The sequence below is a fragment of the Streptomyces montanisoli genome (assembly GCF_017813245.1).
GTDB lineage: Bacteria > Actinomycetota > Actinomycetes > Streptomycetales > Streptomycetaceae > Streptomyces > Streptomyces montanisoli.
This window is the reverse complement of sequence record NZ_JAGIQL010000098.1, coordinates 1-26003: the sequence shown is the minus strand read 5'-3', so window position 1 is coordinate 26003 and position 26003 is coordinate 1. Positions and strand designations below refer to the sequence as shown.

At 74.1% G+C, this 26003-nt stretch carries 22 protein-coding genes and 1 pseudogene; 13 read left to right on the top strand and 10 right to left on the bottom strand.

Going from position 1 to position 26003, the window contains the following annotated elements:
* Positions 1-659: 659 nt before the first annotated feature.
* Together JFN87_RS21635 and JFN87_RS21630 are read right to left on the bottom strand one after the other, a co-directional pair.
* A complete protein-coding gene (locus JFN87_RS21635; RefSeq protein WP_209342387.1) occupies positions 660-1223 on the bottom strand; it encodes a hypothetical protein in 564 nt (187 codons plus the stop codon).
* Positions 1224-1357: 134 nt separating this feature from the next.
* Positions 1358-2131, bottom strand: coding sequence for a glutamate racemase (locus tag JFN87_RS21630; RefSeq protein ID WP_209342385.1), 774 nt, complete (start codon positions 2129-2131; stop codon positions 1358-1360).
* Between the two features lie 55 nt (positions 2132-2186).
* Between JFN87_RS21630 and JFN87_RS21625 the strand changes: the two genes are divergently transcribed.
* Entirely contained in the window at positions 2187-3371 is a 1185-nt protein-coding gene (locus JFN87_RS21625; protein ID WP_209342383.1) for a glycosyltransferase, read from the top strand.
* A gap of 86 nt (positions 3372-3457) precedes the next feature.
* On the opposite strand, the gene JFN87_RS21620 is transcribed toward JFN87_RS21625, so the two are convergent.
* Complete coding sequence (locus JFN87_RS21620) at positions 3458-4840, bottom strand: TerD family protein (protein WP_504739784.1); 1383 nt, start codon at positions 4838-4840, stop codon at positions 3458-3460.
* 249 nt (positions 4841-5089) lie between these two features.
* Here JFN87_RS21620 and JFN87_RS21615 point away from each other — a divergent pair, with 249 nt between their 5' ends.
* The 3 genes from JFN87_RS21615 (at position 5090) to JFN87_RS21605 (ending at position 9040) form a co-directional block, all read left to right on the top strand.
* A complete protein-coding gene (locus JFN87_RS21615; RefSeq protein WP_209342381.1) occupies positions 5090-5590 on the top strand; it encodes a DUF6643 family protein in 501 nt (166 codons plus the stop codon).
* Positions 5591-5806: 216 nt separating this feature from the next.
* Positions 5807-6418, top strand: a complete 612-nt coding sequence (locus tag JFN87_RS21610; RefSeq protein WP_209342379.1) for an Rv1733c family protein — start codon at positions 5807-5809, stop codon at positions 6416-6418.
* 195 nt (positions 6419-6613) lie between these two features.
* On the top strand, positions 6614-9040 hold the full coding sequence (locus JFN87_RS21605; RefSeq protein ID WP_209342378.1) for a right-handed parallel beta-helix repeat-containing protein: 2427 nt from the start codon (positions 6614-6616) through the stop codon (positions 9038-9040).
* On the opposite strand, the gene JFN87_RS21600 is transcribed toward JFN87_RS21605, so the two are convergent.
* On the bottom strand, positions 9010-11550 hold the full coding sequence (locus JFN87_RS21600; RefSeq protein WP_372449266.1) for a hypothetical protein: 2541 nt from the start codon (positions 11548-11550) through the stop codon (positions 9010-9012). The two genes, JFN87_RS21605 and JFN87_RS21600, sit on opposite strands and share 31 nt — an antisense overlap.
* Before the next feature lie 168 nt (positions 11551-11718).
* On the opposite strand from JFN87_RS21600, the gene JFN87_RS21595 reads away from it, so the two are divergent.
* From JFN87_RS21595 to JFN87_RS21585, 3 genes are all read left to right on the top strand, one after another.
* Positions 11719-12561: a DeoR/GlpR family DNA-binding transcription regulator gene (locus JFN87_RS21595; RefSeq protein WP_209342377.1), complete on the top strand. Its 843-nt coding sequence runs from the start codon at positions 11719-11721 to the stop codon at positions 12559-12561.
* Positions 12558-13013, top strand: coding sequence for an SRPBCC family protein (locus JFN87_RS21590; protein WP_209342376.1), 456 nt, complete (start codon positions 12558-12560; stop codon positions 13011-13013). The genes JFN87_RS21595 and JFN87_RS21590 overlap by 4 nt, the downstream gene beginning before the upstream one ends.
* A gap of 381 nt (positions 13014-13394) precedes the next feature.
* Positions 13395-13811 carry an SRPBCC family protein gene (locus JFN87_RS21585; RefSeq protein WP_245180762.1) on the top strand — a complete coding sequence of 139 codons (417 nt, stop codon included), beginning with the start codon at positions 13395-13397 and terminating at the stop codon, positions 13809-13811.
* A gap of 64 nt (positions 13812-13875) precedes the next feature.
* Here the strand turns inward: JFN87_RS21585 and JFN87_RS21580 are convergent, their stop codons facing one another.
* The gene (locus tag JFN87_RS21580; RefSeq protein ID WP_209342391.1) at positions 13876-14967 is read right to left on the bottom strand and encodes a PLP-dependent cysteine synthase family protein; all 1092 of its coding nucleotides are present in this window, start codon (positions 14965-14967) and stop codon (positions 13876-13878) included.
* Between the two features lie 354 nt (positions 14968-15321).
* On the opposite strand from JFN87_RS21580, the gene JFN87_RS21575 reads away from it, so the two are divergent.
* Entirely contained in the window at positions 15322-15849 is a 528-nt protein-coding gene (locus JFN87_RS21575; RefSeq protein ID WP_209342374.1) for an ATP-binding protein, read from the top strand.
* Positions 15850-16425: 576 nt separating this feature from the next.
* Here JFN87_RS21575 and JFN87_RS21570 read toward each other — a convergent pair.
* Positions 16426-16731 carry an SHOCT domain-containing protein gene (locus JFN87_RS21570; protein WP_209342373.1) on the bottom strand — a complete coding sequence of 102 codons (306 nt, stop codon included), beginning with the start codon at positions 16729-16731 and terminating at the stop codon, positions 16426-16428.
* Positions 16732-17021: 290 nt separating this feature from the next.
* Positions 17022-18248 (bottom strand): ROK family protein, encoded by a 1227-nt coding sequence (locus JFN87_RS21565; protein WP_209342372.1) that lies wholly within the window; start codon positions 18246-18248, stop codon positions 17022-17024.
* Between the two features lie 75 nt (positions 18249-18323).
* On the opposite strand from JFN87_RS21565, the pseudogene JFN87_RS21560 reads away from it, so the two are divergent.
* The 4 genes and pseudogenes from JFN87_RS21560 (at position 18324) to JFN87_RS21550 (ending at position 21717) form a co-directional block, all read left to right on the top strand.
* Positions 18324-19605 (top strand): annotated as a pseudogene (locus JFN87_RS21560) (MFS transporter).
* Between the two features lie 195 nt (positions 19606-19800).
* The gene (locus tag JFN87_RS33760; RefSeq protein ID WP_245180753.1) at positions 19801-19953 is read left to right on the top strand and encodes a hypothetical protein; all 153 of its coding nucleotides are present in this window, start codon (positions 19801-19803) and stop codon (positions 19951-19953) included.
* Between the two features lie 7 nt (positions 19954-19960).
* Complete coding sequence (locus JFN87_RS21555; protein WP_307865542.1) at positions 19961-20362, top strand: hypothetical protein; 402 nt, start codon at positions 19961-19963, stop codon at positions 20360-20362.
* On the top strand, positions 20359-21717 hold the full coding sequence (locus JFN87_RS21550; RefSeq protein ID WP_245180751.1) for a UDP-N-acetylglucosamine--N-acetylmuramyl-(pentapeptide) pyrophosphoryl-undecaprenol N-acetylglucosamine transferase: 1359 nt from the start codon (positions 20359-20361) through the stop codon (positions 21715-21717). The genes JFN87_RS21555 and JFN87_RS21550 overlap by 4 nt, the downstream gene beginning before the upstream one ends.
* An 81-nt stretch (positions 21718-21798) precedes the next feature.
* On the opposite strand, the gene JFN87_RS21545 is transcribed toward JFN87_RS21550, so the two are convergent.
* A complete protein-coding gene (locus tag JFN87_RS21545) occupies positions 21799-23088 on the bottom strand; it encodes a S53 family peptidase (RefSeq protein WP_209342369.1) in 1290 nt (429 codons plus the stop codon).
* Positions 23089-23354: 266 nt separating this feature from the next.
* Here JFN87_RS21545 and JFN87_RS21540 point away from each other — a divergent pair, with 266 nt between their 5' ends.
* Positions 23355-24224 carry a TrmB family transcriptional regulator gene (locus tag JFN87_RS21540; RefSeq protein ID WP_209342368.1) on the top strand — a complete coding sequence of 290 codons (870 nt, stop codon included), beginning with the start codon at positions 23355-23357 and terminating at the stop codon, positions 24222-24224.
* Here JFN87_RS21540 and JFN87_RS21535 read toward each other — a convergent pair.
* Both JFN87_RS21535 and JFN87_RS21530 read right to left on the bottom strand, forming a co-directional pair.
* Positions 24185-24850, bottom strand: coding sequence for a response regulator transcription factor (locus JFN87_RS21535; RefSeq protein ID WP_209342367.1), 666 nt, complete (start codon positions 24848-24850; stop codon positions 24185-24187). The two genes, JFN87_RS21540 and JFN87_RS21535, sit on opposite strands and share 40 nt — an antisense overlap.
* Positions 24851-24869: 19 nt before the next feature.
* Positions 24870-26000, bottom strand: coding sequence for a sensor histidine kinase (locus tag JFN87_RS21530; protein ID WP_307865543.1), 1131 nt, complete (start codon positions 25998-26000; stop codon positions 24870-24872).
* Positions 26001-26003: the final 3 nt, after the last annotated feature.

The following is a 26003-nucleotide window of genomic DNA, read 5'->3' as shown; positions in this document are numbered from 1 at the left end:
CCCCCCTCCGCCCCCCCCCCCCTTTTTCTTAGCCACAAGTCGGCATACTAGATATGTCGCTGACAGGAATCCAGACCTGTGCTCTACCGATCCGCCCGACAGGGCCGCAGGCCCTGCCCGCCCCGGCGCACTCTGCCCCGCCGCGTCTTGCCGCGGGGCGCGCAGGCAGGTGCGCCGACGGGTCCTGCCAGGTTCCGCGCTGCCTCCGCCGCGAGTCGCGCCGGTCCGACGCGCCGGACCCACCGCATGAGGCAGGCGCTGCTCCAGCGGCGGGGCCGGAAGCGCCGGACCCTGCCGGACCCATGAGGGCGGATGCCGGCGGCCCCGGGCCCCGCCCAGTTGCGTTCCGTTCGCGGCCCGGGACCGAGCCCGTCTGGGTGGCGGCGGGGCAGGGCCCCGCTGTACGCCTCGCCCCGAGCGCGGCGCCTGGGCCCGCGCGCCTTTCAGCCTTCGGGATGCCCGACCAATACGTCGTCCCGACGAGTCTTGGGGATGTGCCTCACACCGGGCCCGGGGGGCGCCGGTTTCCGTCGAGGGCGAGCCCGTCGCACGGTGGAGGCGCCGCGCCGCGCCGGACCGGGCCGACAGACGGGGGCCCGGGGCGCCGGGCGCATGGGCACCGGGCCCCCGTGCGTGCCCAAAGCGCGCCTTCAGGCGCGCTACGCGGCCCTGCCCGCGCGGGACGCGCGGCAGCGGGCGCGCAGGATGCGCACCGCCGCCTCGGCGTCGTCCACCGTCACCGTGAAGTCGCGTCCGTCGAGCATCCGCAGGACCAGTCCCTCGCCCCTGCGCACCACGACCGCGGTGCCCTTCTCCGGTCGCCAGCGGTAGCCCCAGCCGCCCCACTGGTGCGGTGTCACACGGGGCGCGAAGTCCGCGTCGATGACGTGCGCGAGGGGGATGCGGCGGCGCGGCACGCCGATGTGGCCGCACCGCACCTCCAGGCACTCCTCGTCGATCCGCACGCCGACGTGCACGAACGCGAGGGTCCCGAAGAGCATCAGGAGGCCAGCGGCGAAGCAGCCGATCACGGACATCAAGAGCGCGGCCACCCCGGACGTCCAGGAGGAGTCGACGGCGAGCTCGACGCCGAGCGCGATGCACGCGGCGCCCACCGCCGCGAGCAGCCACTGCACGCGGTTGGTCGCCCGGCCCGACCAGCGCTCGGACAGGGTCGTCGCGGCCTGGGCTGCGGGGCCTTGCTGCCGTGAGTGCTCCGTCATGGCATGCAGCGTACCCACGTTCCCGGGAAGTGGGCCCCTTGTGTTCGGCCGGAACGGGACACTGTCCGTGAACCTCGACACGCCGCGCGCAGGGGCCGGTGGCCGCCCAGGTGGCGGCGGCCGCCGCGGGGTGCTCAGACGGGACGGCCGACCGGGGCCAGCAGGCGGCCCTGCGCGTAGGCGAGCGCCTCGGGCGGCAGGTCGGACCACCGGCCGCTCAGCAGCACGACGGGCGGCCCCGCGGGCTCCGCTTCCGGAGCGGGGTCCGCGCCGATGCGGCGCAGCGCCTGGGTCGCGACCGCCGTGGCCGATCCGTGCAGCGTGGCGCCCGGCGCGACGGCGGCGGCGATGCGGTCCGCCACCAGTTCGTAGTGAGTGCAGCCGAGGACCACGGCCCGCACATCCGCCGGGGTGAGCGCGGCCGCGGCGGCCACCGCGCGGTCGATGGCCTCGTCGTCGGCGCCCTGCACGGCGTCCGCGAGCCCGGGGCACGGCACCTCGGTGATCTCGGCGCCCTGGCCGAACTCGGCGATCAGCCGGCGCTGGTATGGGCTGCCCGTGGTGGCGGGGGTGGCCCACACCGCGACGGCACCGCCACCGGCCGTGGCCGGCTTGATCGCGGGGACGGTGCCGACGACCGGCAGGCCTGGCTCGAAGGCCGCGCGCAGCGCGGGCAGGGCGTGCACGGTCGCGGTGTTGCAGGCCACGATGAGGGCGTCGGGCCGGTGCGCCGACGCGGCGTGCGCGATGGCCAGCGCCCGGCCCCTGATGTCCTCGGGCGTGCGCGGCCCCCAGGGCAGCCCTTCGGGGTCGCAGGACAGGACGAGTTCGGCGTCCGGGCGAAGCCGGCGCACCGCGGTGGCCGCCGCGAGCAGGCCGATACCGGAGTCCATCAGCGCGATCTTCACGACGTCACCCTAGTCGACCGTGACCGGCCGCCCGGTGTGGGGCAGACTGCGGCGGGTGAGCGTCGTTGTGTGGATCTCCGTGGTGTCGCTGGCCGTCTGGTGCTGGCTTCTGTTGGGGCAGGGCTTCTTCTGGCGGACGGACCAGCGCCTGCCGTCGGGTGCGCGCGGGTTGCCCGCGCCGGGGCAGTGGCCTTCGGTGGCCGTGGTCGTGCCGGCGAGGGACGAGGCGGAGGTGCTGCCGTCGAGCCTGCCGTCCCTGCTCGCGCAGGAGTACCCGGGCAGGGCCGAGGTCTTCCTCGTCGACGACGGCAGCAGCGACGGCACGGGTGAGCTGGCGCGGGAGCTCTCCGAGCGGGACGGCGGGCTGCCGCTGACGGTCTCTTCCCCGGGCGAGCCCGGGCCGGGCTGGACGGGCAAGCTGTGGGCGGTGCGGCACGGCATCGCGCTGGCGCGCGGCCACAACCCCGACTACCTGCTGCTGACGGACGCGGACATCGCGCACGAGCCGGACAGCCTGCGCACGCTTGTGGAGGCCGCGCGCGGCGGCGGCTACGACATGGTCTCGCAGATGGCGCGCCTCAGGGTGGCGAGCCTGTGGGAGAAGCTCGTCGTTCCGGCGTTCGTGTACTTCTTCTCCCAGCTGTATCCGTTCCGCTGGGTCAACAACCCGTCTCTCCGCACGGCAGCGGCCGCGGGCGGCTGCGTGCTGCTGCGGACGGAGGCGGCGGAGCGCGCGCGGGTCCCGGAGTCGATCCGCCAGGCCGTGATCGACGACGTGTCGCTCGCGCGCGCCGTGCAGGCGTCGGGCGGCAGGATCTGGCTGGGGCTGGCGGAACGGGTGGACAGCGTACGGCCGTACCCGCGCCTGGCCGACCTGTGGAAGATGGTCTCGCGCAGCGCGTACGCCCAACTGCGGCACAACCCGCTGGTGCTGTTCGGCACGGTGGCGGGGCTCGCGCTGATCTACCTGGTACCGCCCGCGATGACGATCGCCGGCCTGGCCGGCGCGGGCGCCTGGGCAGGCTGGGCGGGGGCCGCGGCGTGGGCCGTGATGACGGGCTCGTACCTGCCGATGCTGCGCTACTACCGCGAACCCCTGTGGACGGCGCCGCTGTTGCCGTTCACGGCGCTGCTGTACCTGCTGATGACCGTCGACTCGGCCGTGCAGCACTACCGGGGGCGCGGCGCCGCGTGGAAGGGGCGCACGTACGCGCGCCCGGAGGCCGCCCAGGAGCCGTGACGCGAGGCCGCCCCCGCGCCAGGGCCGCCCCCGGCGCCCGGGGCTACCCCGACGCCGGAGCCGTCCCGACGCCGCGCGCCCCGCGGCTACTTGCGGCCCGGCGTCCAGTCCATTCCCCAGCCGTACGCGCGGTCGACGGTGCGCTGCGGGCTGACGCCGCGGTCCGGCACGAGGAACCGCGCCTCGCGCTGGACGACCAGGTCGGACCCTTCACGGGTGAGCAGCGCGAGCGCGCACACCCGGGAGGGGACCGTGCACTCGCCGAGCGAGAACTCGATCGGCGCGCCGTGCTGCGGCTGGAGGGTGACGCCCGCTTCGAGGTCGGCGAAGCTGCGCGCGCCCTCGTAGATCGTGACGAAGATCAGGATGCGCCGGAACGCGTCGGTGTGGTCGAGGTTGACGGTCATGTTCTCGCCGCTGGCGACGGCGCCCGTGCGGTCGTCCCCGTCGAGGTGGATGTACGGGGGCCGCTGCAGCGATCCGAAGGCGTTGCCGAGCGCCTGCACGACACCCTTGCGGCCGTCGGTGAGCTCGTAGAGGGCGCACAGGTCCAGGTCGAGGGTCGCGGGGCCGGCGAGCGCGCGGCCCAGTTTGGCGCCCCAGCCCTTGGGCTGCTGCTGCTTGTGGCGCATCTGCCAGTTGAGGTTCACGCGCAGGGCTCCCGAGCCGCCGCCCTGCTTGGCGAGCGAGACGGTGGGCGCGTCCTTCGTCAGGGTGACCTTGGACAGCCTGACCGGCCGTGACGGTGACGCGGCGGCTTGCGACGTGGCCGAGGAGGCACCGGGCGCCACCGGCGCGCCGGGCGCCGGAGCGGGCGGTGTGGGGTCGGGCGCAGGGGGGAACGCCGGGGCGGGCGGCGGTACGGGGGACGCCTGCGGTGCGGGGGGCGCGGGCGGCGTCGAGGGTGCGGCGGGCGGGCTCAACGTCCCTGCGGCGGAGGAGGGTTCGTCGACCGTGATCCCGAAGTCCGTTGCCAGGCCCGCGAGTCCGGTGCTGTATCCCTGCCCCACCGCCCGGAACTTCCAGCCGCCCTGGCGCCGGTAGAGCTCGCCGATGACGTACGCGGTCTCGACCGTCGCGCCGTCGCTGTCGTAGCGCGCGATCTCCGCGCCGGACGCGGCGTCGAGGACGCGCACGTAGAGCCCGGGCACCTGCCCGAACGTGCCGCCGCCGTCGGCGGAGGCGGCGATCACGACGCGCTCCACGGCGGGTTCGACGCGCGCGAGGTCCACGCCGAGCGTGTCCGTCACGGCCGGTCCGCCCGTCCGCTTGCCCTCGTGGCGCACGGCGCCGGACGGGTCGGACGGCTGGTTGTAGAAGACGAAGTCGGCGTCCGACCTGACGCGGCCCGACACGAGCAGCAGTGCGGACGCGTCGACGTCCGGCGTACCCGGACGGGGACTCCAGCCCAATTCGATGTGTACGGCAGGAGCGAGCACCTGCACATTGGCGCCTTTAAGCATGGACATGATCTCTCCCAGCGCGCCGCGTCCCTACCGGACTTTCCATGATTCCAACGTAATCTCACCGGCGCGTGCGCGCCGGATGCGACTCGTCGGTAACCCGTACCCCACTTGCCTTTACATGATTCAAACCCGTCACGGCGACCGATTTTGACAAGTTCGCTCGCATTGGGGATCCGGGGTCACGCAGAACTGCCTAAAGAACCGTCTAACCGGACTCCCCAATAGGCACATGGTGGGCTTAATCTCTGTCCCATGACCTCCCCCCGCTCCTACGGCGGCGGTTACTACGCCGCGCCGTCCTTCCCGGACACCCCGATCTACGACTCGCTCGTCGCGGAGCGGGGCACGCCTCAGATCGCTCCGATCCGAGTGCCCGCCGCGTACGACACGGGCTCCAGTTACCTGCCCGCCCTGCCGTCGTCGCTGCCCGCGCTGCCGGCGGCGCCCTCGCAGCCGATGCAGCAGCCCTACGGCTACCCGCAGCAGATGCAGCAGCCGGTCCCGCTGCAGCAGGCGCCGGCGCCGTACATCCCGCAGCAGGCCCAGCAGCCGCGCGGCGGCTACCCCGGCCAGCAGCCCGGCTACCAGCAGCAGCCGCAGCGCCCGATGGCGCAGCGCCCCGCACCGGCCACGGGCTACGACGCGATGCGCCCCGCAGGACCCATGCGCCCCGCGGCACCGATGCGGCCCGCACCGGCTCCGGGGCCCTACGAGGACCCGTACAACAGGCCCTACCAGGGGCGGGGGTACTGACCCGCGACGACGGGCACGGACCGGACCCCTGGGAGGTCCCCGTACGAACACGGCAGGGCGGCTCCGCCACGGAGCCGCCCTGCCGTGTTCGTACGCCGCCCCGCCGCGCTCTCCCGCCCTTGCCGCTTTCTTTGTGAGCGCTGTGTGAGCCGTGCCACCGCGGGAACCCGAGCCTGCGGCGGCTGCGTTGCTTCCCACGGAAGGGGGTGCGGGACGGTGAGAGTGGTACTGGGTATCTGGCGATGGCGGCACAACCCCCTGCGCCGGACGACCGACCTGGTGGAGGCGTGGGTCGCGGTGCTCGCCGCGCTCCTGCTCGTACTCGGCGCGCCGGCGGCGGGGTGGCTGAGCGGGGCGGTGCTGAACTCGTCGCTGCAGCACACGGTGGCCGTCCAGCAGCACGAGCGGCACGTGTCGCGTGCGGTCATGGTGGCGGACACGGGGCAGCGCGCGGGAACCGGCATCTTCGACCCGGAGTCCGCGGCGGGGCGCAACACCGACGCACGCGTGATCGCGCGGTGGACGACGCCGGGCGGCGCCCACAAGGTCGGCACGGTCACGGCGCCGAGCACCCGTCTCGAGCCCGGCGACACCTTCAGCATCTGGTCGGACACGCACGGCACGCAGGTGCCGCCGCCGATGAACTCCTCGGTCGCGCACTTCCACGCCGTGTTCTCGGGTGTCGTCGCCGCACTGCTCGCCGCGCTGCTCGTGCTGGGTGCCTGGCGGCTGGCCGTGTGGGAGATCGTGCAGCGGCGGTACAAGCGCCTGGACAAGCAGTGGGCCAAGCTGGGGCCCGACTGGGGCCGTACGGGCACCGGGAGTTGACCGGAGCGGCCGAGCGCCCGGCGCGCCGTACGGGCACGGCCCATCGGGCGCCGCCCACTCCCCCGCCGCTCCGCGCCGCCCGGCGGGCTCGTCACGTCAACTCGCGTCCGCCGTGCGCGCTAACGTGGTGCGCGACCCGGTCCTCGTCGCGGCCGGGAGCACCGCAGTCGCACGAGGTGGGGGCAGCACAGCGCCATGGCACAGGGCACGGTCCAGGTGACGCACTCGGGTACATCGCGGTGGCGGCGCCGCACGGGTGAGTACGCCTCTCTCGCCGCAGCCCTGGAGGCCGCGAGCGACGGTGACATCCTCACGGTCGCCCCGGGCACCTACCGGGAGAACCTCGTCGTGGGGCGCGCGGTGACGCTGCGGGGCCCCGAGGGGTCGGCGGGCTCGGTGCGGCTCGCGCCGTACGACGGCGTGCCGCTGACCGTGCGCGCCTCGGCGACCGTGCAGGACATCCACCTGGAGGGGCAGGACTCGGCGGCGCCCGCGCTGCTGGTCGAGGACGGCACGCCCGAACTGCTCGACCTGCGCATCGTGACGCGCTCCGCCGCCGGCATCGAGGTGCGGGGCGCGGCGAGGCCCACCGTGCGGCGCACCACGGTCGACAACCCGGCGGGCGTCGGCCTCGCGGTGCTCGACGGAGCGGGGGGCGTGTTCGAGGAGTGCGAGATCGTCGCGGCGGGGCAGGCGGGCGTGTCGGTGAGCGGCGGCGCCCATCCGCGGCTCGAACGTTTCCGCGTGCACCACGCCTCGGGCGCCGGGATCAGCGTCAGCGGCGAGAACAGCGGCCTCGAGGCCATCGGCTGCGAGGTGTACGAGGTCAAGGGTGCCGGGGTGCAGATCGCCTCGCGCGGTGCCGCGCACCTCACCGACTCCTCGGTCCACCGTACGACGGCGGACGGCGTCACGCTCGACACGGACGCCGTGCTGACGCTGTCCGACTGCGACATCCACGACGTGCCGGAGAACGCGGTGGACCTGCGGTCGCGCTCGGTCCTGACGCTGACCCGCTCCACGGTCCGCAGGTTCGGCCGCAACGGGCTGTCCGTGTGGGACCCGGGCACGCGCGTCGACGCGAACCAGTGCGAGATACACGACTCGACGGGCGACTACCCCGCGGTCTGGGTCAGCGACGGTGCCACCGCGGTGCTGGATTCCTGCCGGGTGCACGATGTGCCGGACGCGCTGTTCGTCCTGGACCGAGGCTCGCGCGTGGACGTCGTGGACAGCGACCTGACCCAGGTGCGCAACACGGCCGTCTCGGTCAGCGACGGCGCGACGGTGCAGCTGGACGACTGCCGCATCAGCCACGCCTCGACCGGCGCCTGGTTCCGCGACCACGGCAGTGGCGGCACGCTCGCCTCGTGCACGGTGGACTCCGTGCAGACGGGCGTGATCGTCACCAGGGGTGCCGACCCGGCGATCGAGCGCTGTGTCATCAGCTCGCCGTCCGAGGCGGGCTTCTACGTGTCCGCGGAGGGCCGCGGCACGTTCCGTGGCTGCCGGGTCACGGGCAGCGGCGGGTACGGCTTCCACATCATGGACGGCTGCCGCACGACGCTGAGCCGCTGCCGCACCGAGCGGTGCGCGCGCGGCGGCTACGAGTTCACGGACGAGGGGCCCGTCGTGGAGGACTGCACGTCCGACGAGAGCGGCACGGTGTCGGCGGGACCCGAGCCGAGGAGGGTGGCGGCGCCCGAGCAGGTCCCCTCACTGCTCGGCGCGGTGCCCGCGCAGGCGACGGCGGCCGCCGTCGCCGCCGGCCCGGCCGGCTCCCCCGCCGCCACGGCTCCGGACGCGCCAGCCAGGCTCTCCGGTGACGTACTGGCCGAGCTGGACGGCCTGGTCGGCCTCGACAGCGTCAAGCGCGAGGTGCGGGCGCTGACCGACATGATCGAGGTGGGCAGGCGGCGCAAGGAGGCGGGGCTCAAGGCGGCGTCCGTGCGCCGCCATCTCGTCTTCACCGGCTCCCCCGGCACCGGCAAGACGACGGTCGCCAGGCTGTACGGCGAGATCCTGGCGTCGCTCGGCGTGCTGGAGCGCGGCCACCTCGTCGAGGTGTCGCGCGTGGACCTCGTCGGCGAGCACATCGGCTCGACGGCGATCCGCACGCAGGAGGCGTTCGACCGGGCGCGCGGCGGGGTGCTGTTCATCGACGAGGCGTACGCGCTGTCGCCGCAGGACTCGGGCCGCGACTTCGGCAAGGAGGCCATCGACACGCTGGTGAAGCTGATGGAGGACCACCGGGAGGCGGTGGTGGTGATCGTGGCCGGGTACACCGCGGAGATGGAGCGGTTCCTCGCCACCAACCCCGGTGTCGCCTCGCGTTTCTCCCGCACCATCACCTTCGGCGACTACAGCCCCGGTGAGCTGCTGCGGATCGTGGAGCAGCAGGCGGACGAGCACGAGTACCGCCTCGGCGACGGCGCGGCCGAGGCGCTGCTCGCGTATTTCACCGCGCTGCCGAAGGGCCCCTCGTTCGGCAACGGGCGCAGCGCGCGCCAGACGTTCGAGTCGATGGTCGAGCGGCACGCGGGGCGTGTCGCCCAGCTGGCCGAGGCCAGCACGGACGACCTGACCCTGCTCTACGCGGACGACCTGCCCGTACTGTCCTGAGGCTGCACGGGGCCACCCCGCGCGTGCCCGGGACCGGCCTGCGCACGCCCGGGGCCGTCCTGGGGCTGCCCGGCCGCGCGCTGCTGCTGTTCCGGCACGCCGGGCGGCAACAGGCCGAACAGGGCGGCGCGTTCCTCGGCGAACGCCGGGTCGGCCTGGTACGAGCCGTGGCCCTCGATGCCTTCGAGCAGCGGGTGCGCCGCGGAGCGCCCGTACGACGCGGGGTCCTTGAGCGGCCCCCTGTCGACGTCGGGCAGGCGCCCCCCGTCGGTCGCGCCGACCGGGCCGCCGATGGAGTCGGTGTCACGCCACAGGTTGCGCCAGCGCCGCAGTTCGCGGTGGAGCTGCGTCAGTTGCGGCTCGCCGAAGTAGGCGGGGAACCACCTGCCGTACAGCCGCTCGAGCGGCGCCCCGTACGTGAGCAGCGCGATGCGCGAGCGGGTGGCGTCGTCGAGCTGCCAGACGGTGGCCGCGGCGAGGACGGTGCCCTGGGAGTGCGCGGAGAGCACCAGCCTCCCGCGGGTGGCGCCCGTCCACGTGCGGATGCGCCACGCCAGGTCGGGCACCGCGCGCTCCGCGTAGCAGGGCGGCGCGAACGGGTGGGCGGCGCGCGGCCAGAAGGTGCCGACGTCCCACAGGATGCCGATGGTCTGCCGGGTGGAGGAGCGCGCGTAGGCGAGCCTGCCGAGGGTGACGAACGCGAGGAAGCCGAAGCCGACGAACCACGAGCCCAATCCCTGCGCCGTCTCGGCGGCGCCCGCGACGAACGCGCCCGCGTGCCGCGCGGCCCGCCCAGGCACCTCGCCCGACGCCCAGGAGAGTGCCACGGCCACCGCGCCGAGCAGCAGGGCGGCCCCGGCGAGCGTCCCGACGAGCCAGGGCGCCTCGTCGGTGAGGCGGACGAGGGCGCGCCGCCTCGCGATCAGCCGGGTCCGCACGGCATCGGCCCGTGGCGCGCCCGCGTCGTCGCCCACGCCGTAGTCGGCCTCGACGCGCGCCCGCCCGGCGCGGGCGGCGCGCGCGGTGCGTACCGCGAGCACGGCGACGGGCACGAGCAGCAGCACCAGCAGGACCGGGATGACGGACGCCTGCCAGCTCAGCAGCGGCGGCGGGGCCGGAGCCGCGGCGCCGGCCATGCCGGGGGTGGCGCCGCCGTCGAGCCAGTCCGCCACGCGCTGGGCGACGCCGCCGGTCATCACGCCTGCGGTGCCGCAGGCGAGCACCGCTACGGCGGGTCCGCCGAGGCCGCGCAGCGCGGTGGCGGGCCTGTGCGTGGTGGCGTGCAGGAGGGCAGCGGCCAGGGCGAGCGCGACGATCAGCGCGGCCTGGGCGAGTGCGATGACGCGGTATCCGGCGTCGCCCGTGAGCATCCCCGAGGACCGCCAGCCCGGCCGTGACCAGCCCGCGTACAGGGCGGTGAGGCACAGCAGCACGAGGCTCGCGCAGGGCAGGCCCGTGGTGAGGCCGCGGTCGACGCGGCGATCGCGGACGGATTCGCTGCGCCCGCTGCGGCACACCACCCAGACGGCCGTCAGCGCGGCCGCCGCGAGCGCCGCCTGCAGCAGCCTTCCCGGCAGCGCGAGCGTCCCTCCGGCGGCGGCGTCGTGGCGTGCGGTGGCGGCCGCGAGCGTGGCGGCGACGGTGAGGAACCCGGCGGCGGTGTGCGCGCCGCGCAGCCGGGCGACGCTCCTTCGGCCGTACCAGAACCCCGGACGTGCCAGCGCCGGGCGCGGCGACGCCGGGTCGTACGGGCCCGCGTGCTCCTCGTCGTCGCCCGGGGGCCGCTGGTTCTCGTACCGGGCCCACGTGCGGGCGGACAGGAACCACAGCAGCGCGACGAGCGCGGCCGGGACGACGGCGGCGAGTGCGAGCCTGCGGCCCGGCTGCGACCACCAGCCGTGGTGGGCGGGCGCGAGGAAGGCGAGCCACGACCGGTGCGCCGCGCAGGCCGCCGATCCGGCGCACTGCCAGGCCGTCAGATCGAGGGCCACCTCGCAGGCGGAGGCGGTGAACAGGACGGTCAACGAGAGGGCGACGAGCCGCACGAGGGCGCCGTACAGCCTGCGCACGCGCGGCAGGCCGTGGGTGTCGGGGCGCATCCAGTGGGCGAGGTTGGCCACCATGAAGGGCAGCAGGAGGAGCCACAGGGCGCGGGACGCTCCGCCCGAGGTGAGCCCCGACCAGCAGTAGGCCTCCTGGACGGGTCCCGGCCCGGCAGCGGCGGGGTCGGCGCGCCGCTCGGCCTCCGTGTCGTCCACCCGGCGGTAGAGGGCCGCCGTGCCGTCGCCGCTGACCCGTACGGTGCGGGCGCTGTCGAGCATCTCCTGCGGGGTGTGCCCGCCGACGCCGTGCACGAGGAGTTCGAGTTCGGCGCCGGGGCGGGGCGCCGGGGGTGACGCGGGGAGCGGCGGCGGGACGGGTTCACGTGCCGGCGGCGGTGGGGTCACGGTGGCGGCTCGCTCTCGGGCGGGGACGAGGTGGGTGCCGTGCGGGGCGGCGGGGCCAAGCATCCCGGATCGACGGGCCGCTTCTTCCCCGTGTCCACGGAAAATCCCCCGGCCGTGTCGAATGCTTTCCCACCACGCGCCGTTCCGCACGAGCCGGCGCGTGCGAGGATGAGCAGGTCCGCGGAGGATCGTCTTACGCGAAGGCACGAAGGGGAAGGACGGGGTGGGTCGGTGGGCGACAGCCGGAACCTCCTCGCCGAGCAGCGGCGCGCGCTGATTCTCGACGAGGTACGCAGGCGCGGGGGCGTCCGCGTCAACGAGCTCACCCGCACGCTCCGGGTGTCGGACATGACCGTCAGGCGGGATCTGGACATCCTCGCCAGGCAGGGAGCCGTCGCGAAGGTCCACGGCGGCGCTGTGCCGGTGGCGGACGCGAGCGCGCACGAGCCGGGGTTCGAGGCCAAGTCGGCGCTCGAACTCAGCGCGAAGGAGGACATCGCGCGGGCCGCGGCCGAGTTCGTCGCGGCAGGCAGCGCGATCGCGCTGTCCGGCGGCACGACGACGTACGCGCTGGCGCAGCGTCTCGTGGACGTGCCTGACCTGACGGTGGTGACGAACTCGGTGCGTGTCGCGGACGTCTTCCACGCGGCGCAGCCCGCGTCCCCGTCCGGCGGGCACCGCCAGGGTGCCGCGACGGTGGTGCTGACGGGCGGCGTGCGCACGCCGTCGGACTCGCTGGTGGGTCCGGTCGCCGACCAGGCGATCCGCTCGCTCCACTTCGACGTGCTCTTCCTCGGGGTGCACGGCATCTCGGTGGAGGCGGGCCTGTCGACGCCCAACCTCGCCGAGGCGGAGACGAACCGGCACTTCGTGCAGGCGGCACGGCAGGTGGTGGTGGTCGCGGACCACACCAAGTGGGGCACGGTGGGGCTCAGTTCGTTCGCGACGCTGGACCAGGTCGACACGCTGGTGACGGACGCCGGCCTGCCGCCCTCGGCCCAGGAGGAGATCGAGGAGCGGCTGGCGGAGCTCGTGGTGGCGGGGGCCGTACGGGAGGGACCCGAGTTCGGATGACGGCCTTCAAGGTGGAGCGCACGCCGGCGCTGGGCGCCGTGGAGGCGTGGCGGCGGCTGACCGACTGGCCGTCGCAGGCGAGCCGCGTCCCGTTGACGCGGATGCACGTGAGGACGCCGGGCCCCACGCGCGTCGGCACGGTGATCGTCGCGAGGACCGGGGTCGGGCCGGTGGGGTTCGACGACCCGATGGAGATCGTGGTGTGGTGCCCGCCCGACGGCGGCGGCGCGGGGCGCTGCCGGCTGGAGAAGCGCGGCCGTACGGTGAAGGGCTGGGCGGAGATCCGGGTGCGCGAGGACGGCGCCGGGGTGACGCGGGTGTCGTGGGTGGAGGACCTGCGCGTCGCGTTCCTGCCGCACCTGTTCGACGGGGTGACCGCGGACGCGGGACGGCTGATGTTCGGCCGGGAGGTCGACCACCTGCTGAGCGCAGGGCGGACCCGGCAGACCTGAGGTTCGCGTTCGTGGCGCACGCCGATCCGCGGGACTTCGCGTGTGCCCGCGTCCGGCGAGCCCGGGCTGGTGCACGGCAGGTCATCGGTGGCCGCCGGGGCGATAGCGCCGTCGCCTCGATCATGTGAACCGCGGGAGAGTGCGGGCCGCGGCACGTGCGACGACGATGGCGGTACGGGGCTCGCACCGGGCGCGGTGGAGGTGACGGCCCGGCTCGCCACCCAGGTGGAGGCTTCAAGCGGCCCCCGCGGTGGAATCCCTCTCGTAGGGCGGCGCCGTGAGCGGCGCGGCCTGCCCCGTCGAGTCGCTGGGGAAGTGAGGACCGTGCTCCGACGTGGACGCCCGGTAGGGCCGGAGTTCGTGGAGTCGGCACCGGTGTGCATGGCCTTCGGCGCCGAGGTGGCGGCGCCTCCCGCCGCCGTGTACCGGGAGCTGGCCGAGTGCGTGGAGGACTGGCCGGACTGGTTCGGCCCCCTGGTCGCGGTGGCGCGGACGCCGGAGGGACGGCAGGTGCGGCTGCGGGGCGGCGGCCAGTTCTGGGAGACGGTGCTCGTCGCGGAGCCCGCCACGCGGTACGCCTACCGCACCGACCGCACCAACGCGCCCGGCATGACCGCGCTCGTCGAGGACTGGCTGCTGGTTCCCGCGGGCGGGGCCACCCGGGTGCGCTGGACGGTCGCGACGGACGGCACGGCCGTGTACCGGGCGGTCGTGCGGGCCGCGCGCCCCGCGATCGGCCGGTCGTTCCGTGACGCGATGCGCGCCTTGGACCGGCGCCTCACCCTGCCGGAGAGCTGACCGGCACGTCGCCGCGCGGATGTGCCGTGTGCCGGCCGGCTCCCCGGCTCCCCGGCTCCCCGGCTCAGGGCCGCGGCCAACCGCCGTGCAGCAGGAAGTGGTCGAGCGCCGCGGTGTACGGGGCGATGTCGAGGCCCTGCTCGGCGAGCCACCCGTCCGAGTAGTACTTGTCGAGGTAGCGGTCGCCCGCGTCGCAGATCAGCGTGACGACGCTGCCGCTCTCGCCCCGCTCCACCATCTCGGCGACGATGCGCAGCGCGCTCCACAGACCGGTGCCGGTGGAGCCGCCGGCCTTGCGCCCGACGATCCGCTCCAGGGTGCGCACGGCCGCGACACTCGCCGCGTCCGGCACCTTCATCATGCGGTCGATCGCGCCCGCGACGAAGCTCGGCTCCATGCGGGGCCGCCCGATGCCCTCGATCCTTGAGCCGCTGCTGCTGGTGGCCGCCGGGTCGTGCCGGGTCCAGCCGTCGAAGAAGCAGGAGTTCTCCGGGTCGGGCACGCAGACGCGGGTGTCGTGGCCCATGTAGTGGGCGTAGCGCGCGATGGTCGCCGAGGTGCCGCCCGTGCCCGCGGTGGCGACGATCCAGGCGGGAACCGGGTAGCGCTCCAGGCGCAGTTGCTCGTAGATCGACTCGGCGATGTTGTTGTTGCCGCGCCAGTCCGTCGCACGTTCGGCGTAGGTGAACTGGTCCATGTAGTGGCCGCCGCCGTCCGACGCGAGCCGCGCGGCCTGCTCGTACAGGGTGCGGGTGTCGTCGACGAAGTGGCAGGTGCCGCCGTGGAACTCGATCAGCCGGCACTTCTCGCGGCTGGTGCCGCGGGGCATGACGGCGATGAACGGCACGCCGATCAGCTTCGCGAAGTACGCCTCGGAGACGGCGGTGGAGCCGCTGGACGCCTCGACGACCGGCCTGCCGGGCCTGATCCACCCGTTGCACAGCCCGTAGAGGAAGAGCGAGCGTGCGAGCCGGTGCTTGAGGCTGCCGGTGGGGTGCGTCGACTCGTCCTTGAGGTACAGGTCGACGCCCCACCGGTCGGGCAGCGGGAAGCGCAGCAGGTGCGTGTCGGCCGAGCGGTTGGCGTCCGCGCGCACCAGGCGCACGGCCTCCTTGAGCCAGGCGCGGTACGCGGCGTCGCTGCGGTCCACGTCCATGGTGGAGGCGACCTCGGCGCGCGGGGCGAGGGGCTCGGTGACGGGTGCCGCGGTGACGGGTGCCGCGGGGGCGTGCGCGGGGGTGGGACGGTGCTCGGCCATGGGCCAAGTCAACCGCAGGGCCCCGCAAAACGCTCACTTTGGGTAGCCATAAGGCGGCGCCCGGGCCTGGCCGCGTCGCGCGCGAGTTGCGGCACCGGCACCGCGGGTCCAGTCTGGTCTCACTTCACTCAGGGTGAAACGGCGGTGACGCTGCGATCCAGCCCCGCCGGGTAGCAACGGCGGCCGGGTCGCGAGCCGGCAGCCGGATGGCGAACCTCGCTTCTTCCGAACTCAATTCGGGGAGTCGCAGCCGTGATCAGCCAGCAAAGCAGGCACTGCACGGTGGAGCTCCATGCCCTGCCGTCGCGGATCGGACAGGTCCGCAGAATCATCTCGGCGCAGTTGCGCTACTGGCGCCTTGACCCGTTGATCGACCATGCGGCACTCGGAGTGACCGAGTTGCTGACCAACGTCCACCGGCACGCGCAGCCGGACAAGCGGTGCACGGTGGACGTGGCGCTGCTGCTCGACAGCCTCACGGTGTCCGTGAGTGACCACGATCCCCGCGTACCGAACCTCACGGACGCGGACACCTACGACACGGGGGGCCGCGGTCTCGCACTGATCGCGGCGGTCAGCCAGAGCTGGGGCGTGCGCCCGAGCGCGAGCGGCAAGAGTGTGTGGTTCACCCTGCCGGCGCCGCCGGGGTCCGTGGCGGCGAGACCTGCGCACTGCCCCGTGTACGGGGCGGCCACCGACGGGCCGTTCGACGGGGCGGATCTCGAAGCGGTGATCCTGGAGTACGGGCACGCGACGGCCAGGACGGTGGTCATGGGCTGAGCCGTCCGGGCGCCGCTGGGCGGGCCGGGCAGGGCGTCGGTCGCCCTGCCCGGCCTTTCGGCCTCGCCGCCCGGGTTCGCGGACGCCCAGCCCGCGATCGCGGCAGTCCCACGCCGGTTCACGGCCGGCCCGCCCGGGCTCGCGACCGTCCAGCCCGGGCTCGCGGCCCTCCCACGCGGGATCACAACCCTCCCGCGCCGGTTCGCGGCCGACCCACGCGGTGTCGCGGACGTCCCAAGCCGGTTCGCGACCGGCCCGCCCGGGATCGCCACCGGCCAGCCCGGGATCGCGACCGGCCCGCCCGGGCTCGCGGCCGTCCCACGCCGGATCACGGCCTGCCCACGCGGGATCGCGCCGGTTCACGGCCGACCACGCGGGGTCAGGGCCGTGCAGCGCCGGTTCACAGACGGCCCGCCCGGGATCGCGACCGGCCAGCCCGGGCTCGCGGCCGTCCCGCCCGAGGTCACGGCCGGCCCGCGCCGGTTCGCGGCCGTCCCGCCCGGGATCGCGGACGTCCAGCGCCGGTTCGGCACGCGTCGGGCCGTGCCGCTTGGAGGCGGGCCGCTTCGGGGCGTGTCAGAGCACGCCGCCGGTCTTGCCTCCCGGCCTGCCGAACTGTTCGTCCAGGACGGACAGCCTGCGCCAGTACTCGTCCTCGTCGATCTCCCCCGAGGCGAACCTGCGGCCGATGATCGCGATCGGGGACTGCGGGTCGTCGCCGCGCCCGTGCTGCCAGGGGCCGCCGTGGCCGAGGGCGCGTCCGCCGAAGCGTCCCGTTTTCCGTACGAGGGTGACCACCGTGGCGATGACCGCGGCCCAGACGAGGGGCACGAACAGGATCCACGGGCCGGGTCCGCCGCCGTGGAATGCCAGCGTGTTCATGGGGCTCAACTCCAAACGTCTCCGCGTGTCCGCGGGATGCGCCGCGACGTGTCCGCGGTGTTTCCTGACGCTTCCGAGCCTCCCGCCCGCGTGCGTCCGCGTCGTCGTACGGCCGGCGGCACCTGGCGTACCGCGCGGGAAGTACGACGGCCGGCCGGGCGCTGGCCCTGCGGCGTACGGCGCCTCCGCGCCCGTGCCCTGCGGACGAAGCCCGCGCGCCGGGCGGAGAGCCCAGGCTGTTCACCCTGCTGGCGGCCACTGGCCGGCGATCACGTTGGGTGATCGCCGTGTCAGCCGGTCAGCGCGGCCAGCGCGCCCAGCGGGTCGTCGAGTACCGGCTGCCAGGCCACCTCGCCCGCTCCGACCAGGCTGTTGTGGTCGAGCGTGCAGCCCAGCACGGGGACGGCGCTGCTGCGACCCCACAGGCTGCGGTCCGCGACGACCGCGCGCAGCCGGTCCGGGTCGGCCTCCAGCAGCTCGCGGTGCAGGCCGCCGAGGATGATGCGGTCGGGGCTGAGGATGTTCACCAGGCCCGCGAGGCCCAGGCCGAGCCGGTCGATCAGCCGGTGCGTCGCGGACCGCACGGCGGACTCGGCACGTCCGGTACGCACCAGCGAGGCGGCCTGCTGGAGCAGGCTGGTCTCGGGGCCGGGCTCGCGGCCCGCTTCGGTGAGGAAGGCGAGCGGGTCGGTCTCCACGTCGAGGCAGCCCCTGCCGCCGCAGTAGCAGGGCCTGCCCTCGGGGTTGACCGCGAGGTGTCCCACTTCGAGCGCGAGCCCCGAACTTCCGGTGTGCAGGCGGCCGCCCAGTACCAGCGCGCCGCCGACCCCTCGGTGGCCCGTGGCCACGCACAGCAGGTTGTCCGCGCCGCGGCCCGCACCGTGGCGGTGCTCGGCGAGCGCGGCGAGGTTCACGTCGTTGCCGGTGAAGACGGGTCCGCCGATGCCGATGGCCCGCACCCGCTCCGTGAAGATCTGCTGGACCGGGGCGCCCGAGGGCCAGGCGATGTGCACGGGGTTGAACGCGGTCCCCTCCGGCTCGGCCACCGCCGACGGCACGGCGAGCCCCGCGCCCACGCACCGCCTGCCCTCCTCCCGCAGCAGCGCCTCGCCCGCCGCGACGCACGCGCCGAGCACCTGTGCGGGATCGGCCTCCACGACCGAGCGGCCGGCGGCGGTGGCGACGATCCTGCCGCCCAGCCCGACGAGCGCGACCCGGAACCCGTCCGCGTGCACCTGCGCGGCCAGCGCGACGGGCCCCGCCTCGTCCACGGCGAGCCGGTGCGAAGGCCGCCCCTGGGAACCGGCGCCCGCGCCGGGCCGCGAGTCGACCCTGATCAGCCCGAGCGCCTCCAACTCCGCGGCGACGGCGCCCGCGGTGGCGCGGGTGACGCCGAGCTCGGACGTGAGCACGGCGCGCGTCGGCGCGCGGCCCGTGTGCACGAGTTCGAGCGCGGGGCCGAGCGCGCTCCTGCCGCGCTCCAGACGCGTACGGGTCGGGATCGCCTTGCCGTTCATGGGCCCGAGTCTCCCATGATCCGCATCGCCGCCTTCTCCCTTGTCGTCCTGCGCACCTGTCCCTATGCTGCTTTTGTGCCGCACTTGAACAAACCCGTGAGGGGCTCATCGTACGACGGCCGGACAGGCGGTCCGCCGGACTCCGACGCGGCTGCGGCCGAACGCCGGCACCTGTCACGGCTGCGCGTGGTCGTGACGCTGTTCTTCGGCCTCGACGGCTTCGTCTTCGCCGGGTGGGTCGTGCGGATCCCCGCGGTCAAGGCGCAGACCGGCGCCTCGGCGAGCGCACTCGGGCTCGCCCTGCTCGGCGTATCGGCGGGCGCGGTCGTCACCATGACGCTCACGGGCCGGCTCTGCAGGGCCTTCGGCTCGCGCCCGGTGACGGTCGTGTGCGCGGCGCTGATGTCCCTCGCGGTCGCGCTGCCCGCCCTCACCCACTCCACCGTGGCACTCGGGCTCGTGCTCGTGGTCTTCGGCGCGGGGTACGGCGGGCTGAACGTGGCGATGAACGCGGTCGCCGTCGACCTGGTGGCCGCGCTGCGACGGCCCATCATCTCCAGCTTCCACGCGGTCTACAGCCTCGGCGGCATGGCCGGCGCCGCGCTCGGCGGGCTCGTCGCGACGCGCATGAGCGCCATGACGCACCTGGCACTGCTCGCGGCGGTGGGAGTCGCCGCGGCAGGGGCGCTCGCGCCGTTCCTGCTGCGCGGGCCCGAACCCGTACCGCCGCGCGAGAGCGTGCGCCGGGCGGCGCCCGGCACGTCCCCCGGCTCCACCACGGCCCGCACGACGCGCGCGCGAACCGGAAAGGTGGTCGCGCTCTTCGGGGTGATCGCGCTGTGCACGGGCGTACGGGGAGGGGTCGGTGTCCGACTGGAGCGCCCTGCACCTGACGCAGGACCTGGGCGCGGCGCCAGGCGTCGCGGCGCTCGGCTACTCGGCGTTCGCGCTCGCCATGACCGTCGGAAGGGTCTCGGGCACGGCCGTGCAGGAACGCTTCGGCCAGACCGGCGTGCTGGTCGCGGGCGGCCTGATGGCGGCGGGCGGCATGCTGGTCGGCGCTCTCGCGCCGGTCACCTGGCTGGTGTTCGCCGGTTTCGTGGTGATGGGCCTCGGCCTCTCCAACATCTTCCCGGTCGCGATCGGCGGCGCGGGCGCACTCGCCGGCCCCGGCGGCGTGGCCACGGCGTCGACGCTCGGCTACGGGGGCATGCTGGTCGGCCCGCCGGTGATCGGCTTCCTGGCGGACTGGCTGTCGATGCCGATCGCGCTGACAACGGTCAGCGTCCTCGCGGCCCTGGCAGCCGCCCTCGGCTACGCGGCACGCGGCGCGGGCCGGCATCCGCCGGAGGCCTGACGTAGCGCGCGCCGCGCCCTGCATGCGGGTGCAGCCGGGCGGCGCGGGTGACACTGCCCAGGGCCCGCGCTACCCGACGGTGCGGAGGGTGGTGGTGCTTCCTTCCGAGGCCGTCAGGACACGGGCGCTCCATGCGCCGCTCACGCATCGTGCGATTCTCGGACCGCCACACTCATGCGAGGAGAGAGGCTTCACATGCTCGTGACGCTGACCGGAGGAGCAGGAGCAGGCAAGACGACGCTGGCGGCCGCGCTGGTCGCCTCCGCACCCCAGGCGCCCGCACGGGTACTCCACGGCGACGACTACTACTCCAAAATCCCCGAACGTGGGGTGTGGGACGCCGGATGAGACCGGGGTGTCACGGCTGGACGTCGGAGACCCCCGGTCGCTGGACCTCGCGCGCCTCTCCTACGACACCGACGCCGCACTCGCCGACTCACCTGTCGTCATCGTCGACGGCCTCTTCGCCCAGCGCATCACCCCGCAGACAGCGTGTGCACGCTTCGACGTCTTCATCGACCTGCCGGCCGATCTTCGCCTGGCCCGGAAGATCGAGCGCAAATGCCTGCGGGACGGCTTCCCTCTCGACGTCCTCCTACGGAATTATCTCGACCACCGCCGCGCCGCCCACGACCGGTACATCGAGCCCGTCCGCGACGACTGCGACCTGACCGTCGACGGCAGCTCCCCTGCCGACGCCCTCGCTCAGCAGGTCTGGTCAGCGATCGCCACCAGAGAACTCGTCCAGGACTCTTGACCATCGCTCGCAACGATGCGGAACCGCTGTCAGTGCACGCCCTGGCAGGCGGGACCAGCACGCGCTCGCCGGACGCGGGCAGGACGTGGAGTCGACCGCCTCCCATGGGCGGGAATTGCCCGCCCGAGTGGTGCGGGGCCATTAGGGTGCGCCACGTGAACAGTGCTCTTCCCGCCTTGCCGCGTACGTTCCGCCTGCTCGTCACCGGGGGCGGAACCGGCGGGCACACGTATCCCGCACTGACGGCCATCCGCGCGCTCCAGCGGAGGCTGACGGCCGAGGGCGGAGTCCTCGACGTGCTGTGGATCGGCGCGCACGACGGCCTGGAAGCGCGCGTCGCGCCGGCCGAGGGCATCGCCTTCGCCACCGTCGCCACCGGCAAGATCCGCCGCTCCGGCAACCCGCTGAAGATGATCGGCCCGGCGAACGTGAAGGACATGGCGCGGGTGCCGCTCGGTGTTGCCCAGGCCCGGCAGATCGTCGCGGGCTTTCGTCCGGACACCGTCCTCGCGACGGGCGGCTACGTGGCGGTGCCCGCGGGGCTGGCCGCGCGGATGTGCCGCCGTCCGCTGGTGCTGCATGAGCAGACCGTGCGTCTGGGGCTCGCGAACCGCCGGCTGGCGGGGTCGGCGACGCGCATCGCGGTGTCGTCGGAGTCGACACTGCCTCTCCTGCCCGATGGGGTGCGCGAAAGAGCGGTCGTCACCGGCAATCCGGTGCGGCCGGAGGTGCTGTCCGGGCACCCGGACAACGCCGTGGAGGCGCTGGGCCTGTTCGGCTTCGACCGGCAGCTGCCGACCGTGTACGTGACCGACGGCGCTCAGGGAGCCCAGCAGATCAATTCCGCCGTCCGGGACGCCCTGCCATGGTTGCTGGACCACGCCAACGTCGTCCACCAGTGCGGCCCCGGCAACGTGGACGAGTTGCGGGCAGCGGCCGCATCGCTTCCTCCGGCGCAGGCCCGGCGCTACCACCTGGCGGGGTTCGTCGGCCCGGAGCTGCCTGATGTCCTGGCGCTCGCCGACGTCGTGGTCTCGCGCAGCGGCGCGGGGACGCTCGCCGAGTTGACCGCACTCGGCAAGCCGGCCGTCCTCGTCCCGCTGGCCACGTCCGCAGGCAATGAACAGACGCACAACGCGCGCCACTTGGAGGAGGCCGGCGCTGCGGTCGCGCTCGTCGGAGATGTCACGGCGGGCCGGCTGCGTCAGGCGGTCCAGCCGCTGCTGACGGATACGGCCCGGCGTACGGCGATGGCGGCGGCTGCCCGATCGCAGGGCCGGCCGGACGCGGCGGAGCGGCTGGTCGACGTCGTCTTGTCGGCCGGCCGCCGCTCCGGCACCGTCACGCGCGAGTGAACGTCACGGCCGCAGGCCGTGTCTGCCCCGGGAGTGCGATGGCCTCCCGCCCGGCCCTTATTCGGGCCGGACGGGAGGGGCTCACTTGGTGAAGGCCGCCGTTCCGTTGGGCGTGCCCAGGCCCGTCGGGCCGTCGTAGCCCTGGCCCGCGGTGCACAGGTACGACGTGCCGCACGAGCCGTTGGAGCCGCTGGTCACGTCGTTGAGCGCGCCGGTGTGGGCGTACGGGTAGGACGCCGGGGTGTCGGTCGAGCCCGGGGCGCCCGCGAGCGCGTAGACCGCGGCGATGAGCGGGGACGAGGCGCTGGTGCCGCCCACGACCTGCCAGCCGCCGGCCTGGTAGCTGTCGTAGGTGGCCAGGCCCGTGGCCGGGTCGGCGACCGCGGACACGTCCGCGACGGCGCGCTTGGCGCAGCCGCTGTCCTTCTGCCATGACGGCTTGGTGGAGTACTGGGAGCAGCCGGAGCCGGCGCCCTCGCCGCCGGCGCTGGAGCCCCAGACCTTCTCCGACCAGCCGCGCGAACCGCTGCCGCCCTGGCTCAGCGACGTGCCACCGACAGCCGTCACGTAGGGCGAGGCGGCCGGGTACTCGACCCCGTAGCCGCTGTCTCCCGAGCTGACGGTGATGGCGACCCCGGGGTGCTTGAAGTACCGGTCGTCGGCCTGCTGGTCCGACGCGTCCTCACTGCCCCCGTAGCTGTTGGAGACGAACTTGGCGCCCTTCGTCACCGCCTGGTTCACCGCCGTGCCGAGGTCGTCCATGCTCGCGGTCTTGGCCTCGACCAGCATGATGTTGCACTGCGGGCACGCCGCGCTGACCATGTCCAGGTCGAGGGAGATCTCCCCGGCCCAGCCCGCGTCGGGCGCCGGGTAGTTGGTCCCACCGTTCTGGTCGATCTTGGAGAAGCAGCCGTTGGCGGAGGTGCACTCCGGCAGGCCGTACTGCTTGCGGTAGGTGGCCAGGTCCTGCTCCGCGTTGGGGTCGTCGTTGGCGTCGACGATGGCCACGGTCTGGCCCTTGCCGCCGTCCGGAAGGTTGTACGCGGACTTCAGCTCGTCGGGTCCGTAACCCTGGGGGGCGGCGTGCGGGTTCAGGGACTTGTAGGCCTTGAGGTCGGTGCGGACCAGGGCGTTGCACGCCATGTAGCCGGGCTTGGTCTGCTGGGAGCACAAGTGGCGCACGTGGACGGCCGAAGCGGACTTCGCGGCGTCGGCGGTGGCGTTGGCGGTCTCGTTTGCCGTCGCTTGGGTGGGCGCCGGTGCGGCGAAGGCCGGCGTCTGGACGGCCATCAGGCCGCCGCCGGCCAGGGCTGCGGAGAGCAGGGCCGGTGCGCTGCGGCGTATCAGTGTGCTTCTGCGATGGGACGACATGACGTGCCTTCCGTGTGGGGGAAGGCTCCGCGGCGGACGTCGGGACAAAGCCCTGCGCATGGCGAGCGCATGACAATTCACCGTCCGGACGAGCCTCCGGAAGCCGAAGGTGGCGCCGATCACTGGGTGGCGTGGGGGGTGCCACCCTGTCCAGTGGTGGCGCTGAAGTGGAAGCTATTGAGACACCAGGCCAAGAAGCCACCATGTCTCAGCAAAAGGAACGTAAGATCCGCGCCTCGATGCGCGGTCATCTACTGTCTGGAGTCATGAAGTTGGGAGATGAAGCTGTCGGTGACCTCGTCGCCCTCGGGCTGGCCCGCTACGAGGCTCGCGTGTATCTCGCCCTCATCGGGCGTGACTCGTACACGGCCGCGGAGGCCGCCCGCGAGGCCGGGGTGCCGCGGCAGCGGGTCTACGACGTGCTGGACGCCCTGGTCCGGCGCCAGCTGGCCACCGTGCGTCCCGGAAAGGTGACGAACTACTCGGCCGTCCCCCCGGAGCTGGCCCTCGCGCGCCTGATGTCCCACCAGCGAGCGGCGCTGGAACGGCTGGACCGGGCATCGGAAGGCTTGGTCTCCATGCTCCAGCCGGTGTGGACCGAAGGGCGGATGAACACCGATCCCCTGGACTACATCGCGATCCTGCGCGACCCGAACGCCATCGCCCTCCGCTTCGCCGACGTGCAGCAGCACGCGCACCGCGAGCTCCTGACGTTCTGCAAGCCGCCGTTCATCGACCCGTCGGGCAACGCCGACGGCGTCAAGGCCGTGCGCCGGCTGTCCCGCACGGGTGGCGCCGCCAAGGCGATCTATCTCAACGACTCGCTGGCGGACCCCGGTACGGTCGAGCACATCGAACGCTTCGCCGAAGCCGGGGAGCAGGCCCGCTTCGCCGACGAGCTGCCTCTCAAGCTCGTCATCGCGGACTCCGCGCTCGTGCTGTGCGACATGCCGGACCCGGTCGCCGGCAAGGAGTCCACCACCACGTTGTTCATCGAGCACCCGGCTCTGGCCGGCTGCCTGCGGCTGGCGTTCCTGACCACCTGGGAGGCCGCCGCCGAGCGGCCGGGGGCGGACGGTGGCGCGAGGGCCACCACTCAGCCCAGCCAGCCCGGACGCACAAGACCCGTCTCGTAGGCGAGGACGACGAGTTGGGCGCGGTCGCGTGCGCCCAGCTTCACCATCGCGCGGCTGACGTGGGTCTTCGCGGTGAGCGGGCTGACGACCAGGCGGCGCGCGATCTCCTCGTTCGTCAGGCCGATGCCGACGAGGGCCATCACCTCCCGCTCCCGGTCGGTGAGACCGGAGAGCGCCGTGGTGTGCTCCGGCGACTTGGAGCGCGAGGCGAACTCCGCGATGAGCCTGCGGGTCACGCCGGGCGACAGCAGGGCGTCGCCCGCGACGACGGCGCGTACGGCGCGCAGGAGTTCGTCGGGTTCGGTGTGCTTGACGAGGAAGCCGGAGGCACCCGAGCGGATCGCCTCGAAGACGTACTCGTCCAGCTCGAACGTGGTCAGCATGACGACGCGCACACCGTCGAGGCCCGGGTCAGCGGTGATCTCCCGCGTGGCGGCGAGCCCGTCGAGCAGCGGCATCCTGATGTCCATGAGCACGACGTCGGGGCGCAGTTCGCGTACACGGCGCAGTGCCTCGGCGCCGTCCGCGGCCTCGCCCGCCACCTCGATGTCGCCCTGCGCGTCGAGCAGGGCGCGGAAGCCGGCGCGCACGAGCGACTGGTCGTCGGCGAGCAGGACCCTGATCACGGTTGTCTCCTCTGTCTCCTCATGGGTGTGCCGGTCCCTTCACGGGCAGGGTGACGCGGACCCGGAAGCCGCCGTCCTCGCGCGGGCCCGCCTCGACCCGGCCGCCGAGGGCCGCCGCACGCTCCCGCATGCCGGTGAGCCCGTTGCCGCTGCCGCCCGCCTCCTCGCCGGTGGGCGGGCCGGCGTCGTCCACACGCAGTTCCAGAGCGTCCGGGAGGTAGCGGATCAGCACGGAGGCGGTCCGGGAGCCGGAGTGGCGCACGACGTTCGTCAGCGCCTCCTGGACGACGCGGAAGGCCGCGAGGTCCGCGCCGGGTGGCAGCCGGTACGAGGCGCCCTCGGTGCGCGTGTCGACGCGCAGCCCCGCGCCCGCGGCCTGTTCCGCGAGTTCCGGCAGCCGGTCGAGGCCCGGTGCGGGCGTGCGGGGCGCGTCGCCCGGTGTCCTGAGGGTGTCGAGCACCTGCCGCACCTCGCCGAGCGCCTCCTTGCTCGCCGTCTTGATCGTGGCGAGCGCGGTGCGCGCCTGCTCGGGGTCGGAGTCGAGCAGCGCGAGGCCCACGCCGGCCTGGACATTGACGACGGACAGGGAGTGCGCCAGCACGTCGTGCAGCTCCCGCGCGATGCGCAGCCGCTCCTCGTCCCTGCGGCGCGCCTCGGCCGCCGCGCGCTCCCGCCGCTCGCGGGCCCACTGCTCTCGCCGGGTCCGCAGCAGTTCGGAGGCGGCGAGGACGACGAGCGCCCACGCGGCGAGCGCGGTCTCGCCGATCCAGCCGCCCGCGTGGTCGCCGGGCGGCGGCAGCCAGCGGTAGAGCCAGTGCATGACGAGGACGTGCCCGGCCCAGAGCACGGCGGCCGCGCCCCAGGCCGCGCGCCTGTGGCCGGCGACGATCGCGGCGAACACGGCGACGGCGCAGGTGAACAGGACGGGCCCGTAGGGGTATCCGGCGCCGAAGTAGACGAGGACCGCCGCGACCACCACGTACGCGGTGGCTACGGGGTGCCGGTGGCGCGCCAGGAGCGTCGCGCACGCGTAGCCGAGCAGGAGCAGCAGCCCGAACGCGGCGAACATCTTGCCGACGCCCTCGTGGATCCGCCAGCCGACCAGTACGGCCACGATCGCGAGAACCACGACCGTCAGCGCGGTCTGCACGAG

Bases quoted from the DNA above. Each gene is read 5' to 3' on its own strand.
- JFN87_RS21635 (WP_209342387.1), bottom strand. From the start codon at position 1,223: ATGACGGAGCACTCACGGCAGCAAGGCCCCGCAGCCCAGGCCGCGACG.
- JFN87_RS21605 (WP_209342378.1), top strand. From the start codon at position 6,614: ATGGCACAGGGCACGGTCCAGGTGACGCACTCGGGTACATCGCGGTGG.
- JFN87_RS21540 (WP_209342368.1), top strand. From the start codon at position 23,355: ATGAAGTTGGGAGATGAAGCTGTCGGTGACCTCGTCGCCCTCGGGCTG.
- JFN87_RS33760 (WP_245180753.1), top strand. From the start codon at position 19,801: ATGCTCGTGACGCTGACCGGAGGAGCAGGAGCAGGCAAGACGACGCTG.
- JFN87_RS21590 (WP_209342376.1), top strand. From the start codon at position 12,558: ATGACGGCCTTCAAGGTGGAGCGCACGCCGGCGCTGGGCGCCGTGGAG.
- JFN87_RS21580 (WP_209342391.1), bottom strand. From the start codon at position 14,967: ATGGACGTGGACCGCAGCGACGCCGCGTACCGCGCCTGGCTCAAGGAG.
- JFN87_RS21585 (WP_245180762.1), top strand. From the start codon at position 13,395: ATGGCCTTCGGCGCCGAGGTGGCGGCGCCTCCCGCCGCCGTGTACCGG.
- JFN87_RS21615 (WP_209342381.1), top strand. From the start codon at position 5,090: ATGACCTCCCCCCGCTCCTACGGCGGCGGTTACTACGCCGCGCCGTCC.
- JFN87_RS21600 (WP_372449266.1), bottom strand. From the start codon at position 11,550: ATGCTTGGCCCCGCCGCCCCGCACGGCACCCACCTCGTCCCCGCCCGA.
- JFN87_RS21565 (WP_209342372.1), bottom strand. From the start codon at position 18,248: ATGAACGGCAAGGCGATCCCGACCCGTACGCGTCTGGAGCGCGGCAGG.
- JFN87_RS21570 (WP_209342373.1), bottom strand. From the start codon at position 16,731: ATGAACACGCTGGCATTCCACGGCGGCGGACCCGGCCCGTGGATCCTG.
- JFN87_RS21620 (WP_504739784.1), bottom strand. From the start codon at position 4,840: ATGTCCATGCTTAAAGGCGCCAATGTGCAGGTGCTCGCTCCTGCCGTA.
- JFN87_RS21545 (WP_209342369.1), bottom strand. From the start codon at position 23,088: ATGTCGTCCCATCGCAGAAGCACACTGATACGCCGCAGCGCACCGGCC.